General features: G+C 40.5%; 9 protein-coding genes and 5 tRNA genes. 7 read left to right on the top strand and 7 right to left on the bottom strand.

Going from position 1 to position 8,875, the window contains the following annotated elements; all coding sequences use genetic code 11:
- Positions 1 to 51: 51 nt before the first annotated feature.
- From CVS92_RS08110 to CVS92_RS08095, 5 genes are all read right to left on the bottom strand, one after another.
- Positions 52 to 141 (bottom strand) — tRNA-Ser (locus tag CVS92_RS08110).
- A 58-nt stretch (positions 142 to 199) separates the two neighbouring features.
- Complete coding sequence (locus CVS92_RS09070; protein WP_167496266.1) at positions 200 to 355, bottom strand: hypothetical protein; 156 nt, start codon at positions 353 to 355, stop codon at positions 200 to 202.
- Between the two features lie 32 nt (positions 356 to 387).
- A tRNA-Cys gene (locus CVS92_RS08105) sits at positions 388 to 461 on the bottom strand.
- A 6-nt stretch (positions 462 to 467) separates the two neighbouring features.
- Positions 468 to 554 (bottom strand) — tRNA-Leu (locus tag CVS92_RS08100).
- An 8-nt stretch (positions 555 to 562) separates the two neighbouring features.
- Positions 563 to 637, bottom strand: a tRNA-Gly gene (locus tag CVS92_RS08095).
- Between the two features lie 105 nt (positions 638 to 742).
- On the opposite strand from CVS92_RS08095, the gene CVS92_RS08090 reads away from it, so the two are divergent.
- The 7 genes from CVS92_RS08090 to CVS92_RS08060 all read left to right on the top strand — a co-directional run bounded on the left by CVS92_RS08090 (position 743) and on the right by CVS92_RS08060 (position 5,892).
- Positions 743 to 818 (top strand) — tRNA-Ala (locus tag CVS92_RS08090).
- A gap of 101 nt (positions 819 to 919) precedes the next feature.
- On the top strand, positions 920 to 1,654 hold the full coding sequence (locus CVS92_RS08085; RefSeq protein WP_087577408.1) for a spore coat protein: 735 nt from the start codon (positions 920 to 922) through the stop codon (positions 1,652 to 1,654).
- Positions 1,655 to 1,731: 77 nt separating this feature from the next.
- Positions 1,732 to 2,856, top strand: coding sequence for a PepSY-associated TM helix domain-containing protein (locus CVS92_RS08080; protein WP_087577407.1), 1,125 nt, complete (start codon positions 1,732 to 1,734; stop codon positions 2,854 to 2,856).
- A 71-nt stretch (positions 2,857 to 2,927) separates the two neighbouring features.
- Positions 2,928 to 3,950, top strand: a complete 1,023-nt coding sequence (locus CVS92_RS08075) for a ribonucleotide-diphosphate reductase subunit beta (protein WP_009494790.1) — start codon at positions 2,928 to 2,930, stop codon at positions 3,948 to 3,950.
- A complete protein-coding gene (locus tag CVS92_RS08070; protein WP_107789102.1) occupies positions 3,940 to 4,431 on the top strand; it encodes a hypothetical protein in 492 nt (163 codons plus the stop codon). The genes CVS92_RS08075 and CVS92_RS08070 overlap by 11 nt, the downstream gene beginning before the upstream one ends.
- Positions 4,432 to 5,199, top strand: coding sequence for a carbon-nitrogen hydrolase family protein (locus CVS92_RS08065; protein ID WP_107789101.1), 768 nt, complete (start codon positions 4,432 to 4,434; stop codon positions 5,197 to 5,199).
- Between the two features lie 60 nt (positions 5,200 to 5,259).
- Positions 5,260 to 5,892: a protein-L-isoaspartate(D-aspartate) O-methyltransferase gene (locus tag CVS92_RS08060; protein ID WP_054197303.1), complete on the top strand. Its 633-nt coding sequence runs from the start codon at positions 5,260 to 5,262 to the stop codon at positions 5,890 to 5,892.
- A gap of 36 nt (positions 5,893 to 5,928) precedes the next feature.
- On the opposite strand, the gene CVS92_RS08055 is transcribed toward CVS92_RS08060, so the two are convergent.
- Entirely contained in the window at positions 5,929 to 6,513 is a 585-nt protein-coding gene (locus tag CVS92_RS08055) for a hypothetical protein (protein WP_107789100.1), read from the bottom strand.
- 222 nt (positions 6,514 to 6,735) lie between these two features.
- Positions 6,736 to 8,733, bottom strand: coding sequence for a TonB-dependent receptor domain-containing protein (locus tag CVS92_RS08050; protein ID WP_107789099.1), 1,998 nt, complete (start codon positions 8,731 to 8,733; stop codon positions 6,736 to 6,738).
- Between the last annotated feature and the right edge of the window lie 142 nt (positions 8,734 to 8,875).

Below are 8,875 nucleotides of genomic sequence, written 5' to 3'. Positions count from 1 at the left end.
AAACAATAAATCTAGTTAATGCTTTATAAAATAAACAAGGAATTAGATAGGTGGCCGGGAGATAGGGATTCGAACCCCAGGAGGCTTTCACACCTCAACGGTTTTCAAGACCGCCGCTTTCGACCGCTCAGCCATCTCCCGAATTAAAGATTTGTGATTATAACCAACTTTGCTTAAAATTTACTATAATCTATAAAATTTACTCTGTTTTTTCTTTAATATATGTAGCTCCATCATTTATCTTTTCTTTGGTCCATTCTTTAGCATTATGAGTATCTTCTTTTACGCCATGCCAAGTATTTGAACAACCAGCTACAAAAAATGCTATACAAGCTGCTAAAAATAAATTTCTCACTGTTATTCCTTTGAGTAGTTATTTTTGAAGTTTGGAGGCGACACCCGGATTCGAACCGGGGATCAAAGCTTTGCAGGCTCATGCCTTACCACTTGGCCATGTCGCCATATCGTGGTGCCCGAGACCGGACTTGAACCGGTACGGTAAAAACTACCGAGGGATTTTAAGTCCCTTGCGTCTACCATTCCGCCACTCGGGCTAAGTTACTGGAGCGGGAAACGAGATTCGAACTCGCGACCCCAACCTTGGCAAGGTTGTGCTCTACCCCTGAGCTATTCCCGCGTTAAAGTTTGCAATATTATCCAAAAATTGCTTAAAATTTTATTTTACTAAAACGAATTTCAAAATATTGTAAGCCATAAAAAGATAAAATGCCAAAATCTATTTGGGGTTATAGCTCAGCTGGGAGAGCGCTTGAATGGCATTCAAGAGGTCGGCGGTTCGATCCCGCTTAACTCCACCAGTGCCTTACTGCCTCTTTTACTTAATATATTTTCACCATTTTTACTAAAATTTATGCCACATATATGTAAAAATTCAGATTTCTTTCGCTAAATTACAAATATGCAAAATTTAAAACAATATGTCAGTGAAATTTTAAAAAGTCATAGTGACGGTAACGATCGCGTCTTTAGCTTTGAATTTGATGAACAAAAATTTTGGTTAAAACGTATTGAAAAAAACATTGAAGGTGGCTTTTTAACTAAAATTTTCAAGCCAAATCCTTATAAATCATTTGCCAACGAGATAAAAAAACTTGAAATTTTAAACGAAGCCAAAGCCCCTGCCCCAAAACTCATTCTAAAAAGTGATGAGTTTTTCGTGATAGAAGATGTTGGTGAACCGATTTCTCAGCTTTTTAAGTATAGCAACGATGAAAAATTTAAACACGAAATTCTATTAAAAGCAGCCCGCGCGCTAGCTGGACTTCACGCATTAAATTTTGCGCACGGACGCCCGGCTCTTAGGGATATCGCTATAAAAAATGACGAAATAAAATTTTTAGACTTTGAGTCAAAATTTTTTAGCCATGACCTAGAGCTTCAAAAGTGTCGCGATCTGCTTGTTTTTATAGATGAGTTATTTCGTTTTAAAATTTCAGACGAGTTTGCAAGCGAAGTCATTAGCGAATATTTGGCAGCCGGAGGGAGTGAAATTTACGCGCGCTCACTACGGCTAATTATAAAATTTAAACCACTTTATTACTTACTAAAACCATTTAAATCTCTAAATAAAAAGGATCTAAACGCAGTCATCAGAACCTTTGAGTATCTCTTACCGATCGCTCAAAATAAATAGCAAATTTTCTCACCAAATTTTATCTCCTCTTAACAAAAAATAAAATAATATTCGCTATTAAAATTTAAAGGAAAAAAATGTTTTTAAAACGAGGAAAAATCATTTTCAACATCCACCTAATAATTGGGCTAATTGCGGCTATTCCACTAATATTCATGACTCTTTCAGCACCATTTGCGTCTTATAGAGAAGAGATCAAAAGTGCGATAAATAAAAATTTTATAAACTTAGTTCCTAGCGAAAAAGTAAATTTAAGTTTAAATGAACTCCTAGCTAAAGCAAAAAGTGAGATTCAATTTGATACGCTTGAAAGCTTACAAATAGGTGGAGCAAATGAAGCTTATCGTATAAGCATTACAAAGGATAAAAAGCAATTAAATTTCTTCATAGATCCAAGAAGTGGCGAAGTTATTAGCGAGGATTGGGGTGAGAAATTTCGTATCATTATCTTAAGTCTTCATAGAAATTTAGGACTTGCCTTGCTTGATAGCAAAGTACCAGCCAATATCGGCAAACAAATAGTTGCCATTAGCTCTATCATCATGGCTCTGCTTGCTATCAGTGGCCTCATCCTCTACGCACCAGCGATCAAACGAAATTTCTTAAATTCGCTAAAAATTAAACCAAAAGCAAAGGGCTACGCCTGCTTCTATAACCTTCACACCAGCCTTGGCACCTACGTGGTGATCTTACTTGTGGTGATGTCACTAACTGGCCTTTACTGGTCTTATGGCTGGGTTAGAAGCGGCGTAAATAGTATATTTTTTGACCTAAAAACAACTCCAATGAAAAAAAGTCTACCACAATCAAATTTACTCCCAATAAGCGATGAGAAATTTAAAGAGATAGAGACTGCGGAGCAAATTTTTAAAGAAAATGTCACGCTAGATCTAAAATCCCTCACGATAAACGTTCCTGAAAACAACCAAAGCACCTATACTATAAACTACGAAACTAGCGAGAGCCAAGTGGGCAAACTAAAGCTTGATGCAAGCGCTGGCAAGATCAAAGAGAATAAACTTGTTAGCAAGAGTGAAAGCATCCCAGAGGCTAAAAAGGCGGGTCGAAAGGTGCTTAGCTTGCACACTGGAGAGATGTTTGGCGAGATTGGCCAGGTCGTCTTTGCTGTATCATGTGTGATCGCAGTTTTACTAATAATAACTGGCTTTTTGATGACCATAAAAAGGACTAAGACGCTCTAAATAAAAGTAAATTTTTACCTTGCTTTGGGTAATATTTTAAGAAATTTTTACCACAGATAAGAGAGAAATTTATGAACAGAAAACGCATATACAACCCAAGTTCAAATGAAAATTTGACCGACAGAAGAGTCTTTAACGGCAACCCACACGGCATTTTAAATTTCACCAAGGCAAAATACGAGTGGGCATTAAAGCTTTGGGACCTCATGGAGGCAAACACCTGGTTTCCAAAAGAGGTCGATACCACAGACGACGTGCGCGACTACGCCTACAACCTCACAGAGGCTGAAAAACGTATGTACGACCTCGTCTGGAGCCAGCTCATCTCGATGGATAGCTTTCAGACAAACAACCTAGCAGATAACATCAACCCTTACATCACCGCACCAGAGATCAACGCCGTGCTAAGCCGCCAAGCCTACGAAGAGGCAAACCACAGTAAGTCTTACGCTGTCATGGTCGAGGCGATCTGTGATAATACCGACCTGATCTATGAGATGGAGAAGCACGACGATGTATTGCGTGAGAAAAATGACTACATCTCAAGCGTCTATGAGGAGCTTGCAGGCGAAGTGACTGATGAGAAGCTACTTCTTGCGATGGTGGCAAATCAAATTTTAGAGGGTATCTACTTTTACAGCGGCTTTACAGCGATCTACGCTCTAGCTCGCGCAGGCAAGATGCTAGGCTCAGCGCAGATGATCCGCTTTATCCAACGCGACGAGATCACGCACCTGCTTTTGTTTCAAAACATGATAAATTCAGTCCGCAAAGAGAGGCCTGACCTTTTCACGCCTGAGACTGAGGCGAAAATTTATGATATGTTTGAAAAAGCTGGAAATTTAGAGATAAAATGGGGCAAATATATCACCCAAAACCAAATAATGGGCTTTACAGACGACATCATCGAGCAGTACATCCACTATCTCATCGACCAACGCCTAGTTGCAATCGGTCTAAAACGCAAATATAACGTTGCTCACCCGATCAAATGGGTCGATGACTTTGCGAAATTTAACGACCAAAAGTCAAATTTCTTTGAAGCAAAGGTGACAAACTACAGTAAAGGAAGTATTAGCTTTGATGACTTTTAAAAATAGTATCTTAGCCCTCGCATGCGTGCTTTTTGTAGGGTGTGCTAGCAGTAGCAGCCAGAGGGCGATTGACATAACAAATAAGGATCTATTAAATAGTTTTAACCCTTACATACTTGTCAAAACAGACGAAACCAAATATGCTATCATCTACCAAAGCATGCCAGCTGGCGATATCCGGCCAAGCCTTGCACCTATTGGATCGGCTCTTTTTGTCGATGTTTTAAAGCAGATAAATAGGGTATGTAACTTTAAATCCGCCGACCTAAAAGAGACTAGAGTGGTATATTTTGACGATAAAACCTCGTTTTCGTATGAAGTCTGGGTCTTTAACGACCCGCTTTCAGAGCGTGATAACAAGACTACGGCCATAACAGTTTTGCTAAAGCCAACGCCTGAAATTGGCGGGACGGATATGGATTTTAGAATTCCGGAAAATTGCCATGCGCCAAAGCAAACTATATTTGTATTTGGAAAATAAATGAGCGAAAATTTAAACCTGATAAGCCTAACTTTAAAGGCAAAAAGTGCTACCGAGCGGCTAGAAGAGCTTGCAAATTTAGTTGAAGCAGCACCTGAAAATTCACTCCTGCTTGCAAGCGAGCTTTGCATCAGCGGATATGACTTTGACGGCTTTTTTACTGGGGCGAACAAAGCGATGCTTGGTGGCATGATAGGTAGCTTTGATGCGATGCTGCTTGAACGCTTGCAAGAGGCACTTAGTCCAGATAAATTTCTTGGTTTTACGCACCTTACTAGCCTAAACAAAAGCGCAGGGCTCGCTCAAATTTCAAATCTAAATCCGCACCAACCAAAAATTTATAACGAATTTTTACTTCTTAACTCAAATAACGTCTTTCATTCGCAGTTTAAAGCCGAACTTTTTAGGCCAAATTTGGAGCATGAAATTTTTACTGCCGGCGATGTGGACGAGATAAATGCCTTTGATTTTAGAGGGCTAAAGCTTGGGGTGCTAATCTGTTTTGAACTACGCGATAGCACACTTTGGGCAAAGTTAAAAGGATGCGACATCATCATGGTACCAGCCATGTGGGGCAAGGCTAGAGAGGATGCTTATCTTAGTCTTTGCAAGGCTCTAGCTATTGCAAACAACTGCTACGTCATGATCTCAAGCTCACTTGCATTAGAAGTTGCTGGGGTATTTTTACCAAATGGCACACTTGTTAAAGAGACAATATTCGATGCAAATTTAATAAAAGAGATCAAGACAAATTTAGGGATTTTATAAATTTTAAGATAAGTTTTAAATCGTATAATAACGATTTAATTTTTATTTAGGATATAAATTTTGACCCAACTAGAAGCGATAAAATGCCAAAATTTGGCTAGCGATATAGCCGACGAGATCACGCTAAGTCCACTTTTGTTCGATGCGATAGCTACCACTGAGCGTGAAATTTTTGTACCAATCACTGCACATGCTTATAAACTTGACGCTCAGCCCATACTGGGCAATCAATGGATCAGCTCTCCACTAACTGTAGCAAAGATGACAATGGCACTAGAGTGCGAAAATATGGACAATATCCTAGAGATAGGCTGCGGCAGTGGCTATCAAGCAGCTATTTTAAGCAAACTTGCACATAGAATTTTTAGTGTCGAGCGAATAGAGAAACTAGCCATGGAGGCAAAAAAACGCTTTGAGGCATTAAAGATCAGAAACGTGCACGTAAGGTATGATGACGGTAATAATGGCTGGCGAAGCTATGCGCCATTTGATCGTATCTTGCTCTCGGCAGCTGCTGATGAGATCTCACCAAATTTATTTAAGCAGCTTAAAAATGGTGGAATTTTAGTAGCTCCAATGAAAAAAGATGGCAAGCAATTTATCGCTAAATTTAAAAAAGATAAAGATGGAAATTTAGAAAAAGAGTACTTGGATGAGTGTCTTTTCGTACCACTTCTTGAAGGTAGAGAGTAGCCCAAAATAAGGCAAAGCCTAAGCCTTGCCTAAATGTTAGAATTTATAAGTATAGCCTGTATAAATTCCTATAGTCGTATCTCTTAGCTGAGCTCCGCTATTTTTCTTATAAAAAGTCTTATCAGCTTTTAAGCCAAACTCGATCGCGTTATGTTCATCAAATGAGTAGATGCCGCCCGCTTTTGCGCCAACTAGCAAGCCTTTGAAATTTTTCTTACTTGTTTCGTTATTAAATCTCTCTCTAACGCTCAAGTAGCCAAGACCTGTATATCCACCAAGAACGGCTTTAAAATTTTCAGTGATATTTGGCGTATAATCAACACCGCCTAAAAATTTATGCTTACTCCATTTTGCATCTGATTCACCAGCATTTTTCCTAGCTTTAAAGTCATAATAATAACCACCATAAGCTCTATAGTTGTCAAAATCATAACCGCCATAAAAGCCAAGGCCGTAGTGACCTTTTTTGAAGTTATTTTTCTCACTACTTGCTATGTTTTTTGTTTTGATTTTTGAGTTAAACGAATAATCACCTTCACCACCAACAAATGCACCTTGAGCTAGTGCAACTGAGCTTACCAAAGCTAGAACCAAGCTTGATTTTACAAGTAAATTTTTCATACCTCTCCTTTAAAAAATTTCTGAGATTTTACATCTAAGCTTTTAATCTATATAAAATTTAAATTTAATAAGAAATTTTATACCAAGTGCCAATTTATTGCTAATAATAAATGTAGTAAGTGTGAGTATTATTAAGAAGATAAGAGTAAAAATACTTAAATTTGGCACAGCTCTAGGGCAAATCCTAAGCCTATAGCCATGCCAAATTTATTAAGTTACGCCCTAAAAATGCACCTTAAATTTTGCCCAAAAACTTCTACCCGGCTCATAAAGCCTCGTGCCGTTCGGGATAGTTTCGTAGCCTGCGATACCGCCGCCGTAGCCGCCTTTTGAGTTATGATAGGCGTATTTGGCGTCGTTTAAATTTTCGGCCGCTAGCAAAAATTGATAATTTTTATATTTATAGCCCGCGCTTAGCCCCAGCGTCCAAAAGCTATCGCTCTTGCCCAGGTCCATACCGCCTACGTCGCCGTAGCCTTTTTGCGTGCGGTTTTGCGACGCGTTAGCGTAGAAGTCGGCTTTGACGAACCAGTCTGGCTTTTCTAGGCCGGCGCTTAGTTTAAACGTTAGAGGCGAAACCTTAGGCAGCGCGTCGCCGTCTTTTAGGCCGCCCGCGTTTTTAGTCACCTTGCCGTAGACGTAGGATACGCCCGCCCCCAGCCTAAACATATCGGCTAGCAGCGTATCGCCCTCGATTTCGCCGCCGTATAGTAAGGCATCGGTATTAAATACGTTTGATGACATGCCCATAGGACTATATTTTATCATTATGTAATCATCCATCTTCGAGACGAAGAAATTCGCGTTTAGCTCGTAGTTTTTGTCTTTTAGCACGGTGCCAAAGTCTAGTTGAGTGTTTCTTTCTTTATTTAGCTTGAGATTGTCGTCTTTATTCGTTTCCCAGTGATCCGGTAACCTCTGCGCATGACCTAGTCCCGCATAAAGCGTTAAATTTTGCAGATATTTTTCGTATCTAAAAAAGCCGGAGAATAAATTTTCGCTCCTACTTTTATGCGTTAGTAGCTGCTTTCTTTCGCCGACGTCTAGCCTAAGACCGCCGAAAAGTCCGTAGTCGTTTTCAAGGATGTATTCGTTTTGAGTGTATATAGTTTTATACGTTACCTTGCGCTGTTTTACATGCGGCTTTGATAGGGCGGCGTCCATTTCGGCTTTAGATACGCCGGCTCCGCCCGTTCCGGCGCCTCGCCACTTAAAGGAGTCTTGCGAATAACCGGCGCCGATGAAGCTGGTTAGATTATCGAAATTTAACTCGCCTTCTAGCTTAAAGCCGTACATATCGCGTATCGGGTGACTGATGCTATATCCCTTACCGCGTCCAACGCCCGGTACCACCGGACGCATGGTGAAGTTGTCCATTATGTGATCGATTTGATGATAGTACGAGCTTAGTCTAATCCTGTGCTCACCGACGTCTTGTTCAAATTTTAGTCCGAAAGACTTGCGGTCAAACTGCACGCCGTCCCTCATCCTGTCGGCATACGCCGCTTCTCCATTACCCAGGTCCGCGCTTAGCTGCAATGCAGTAGTTTCCGTGGGCGTTAGCGTACCCAAGAGCGAAACGCTGTTGCGTTTATAGTGCGTATGCATTTTCTGTCCGTCGCCGCTTTTATAATCGCTGCTCTGGTAGTGTCCGCCGGAAATTTCTAAGCTGCCCAGCTCGTTGCCCGCCGCTACGTCTGCAGCAGTTTCAAATCTTCTAAAACTGCCGCCCAGCACGCTTACGTTTCCTCCGAAGCTCGGTTTTGATAGCCTTGCTATCTCTCTATCGAAAAATATACCGCCACTAATGAGCGCGCCGTATCTGACGTCTTGCGGGCCTTTTACGATGCGAACCGAACTATAATTTTGCGCCGAGATGTAAGTGATAGGCGTATCCATGCGCATACCGCAACCGCCGTTTAGCGTGCTGCCGTCGATCAGCACCGGCAGTCTGGCCGCTGTTTGCGAGCGGTAATAAACTTCGCTGCCGCCTCCACCCTTGCGCTCCATCGTAAAGCCGCTCAAATTTAAAAGCGATTTAGCGATGTCGCCGTTTTCTAGTATCGCGCCTTTGCCTACTATTTGAGCCTTTGTCGGTTCGTCAAGAACGGACTTTTGTATCTTTGCGGAAACGGTAACCGGAGCCAGGTCTATCGTTTCTTCAGCACCAAGCATTAAATTTGGTACTAAAGCAAATGCTAAAACGTAAGAAATTTTCATGTTTAGTCCTATGAAATTAATATTTAAAATTAAAATTAAAGCAAAAATGAACTTAAATAAAGTATAAATATTTATATAACATTAATTTTACAATACAGAAATTTGACTCAAATAGTATTATTTTAGTTGGACTGCATTAAAT

This window comes from Campylobacter concisus (assembly GCF_003048555.1).
Classification (GTDB): Bacteria; Campylobacterota; Campylobacteria; order Campylobacterales; family Campylobacteraceae; genus Campylobacter_A; species Campylobacter_A concisus_AO.
Note: the sequence above shows the minus strand (reverse complement) of the source record. Positions and strands in the feature narration are given on the sequence as shown.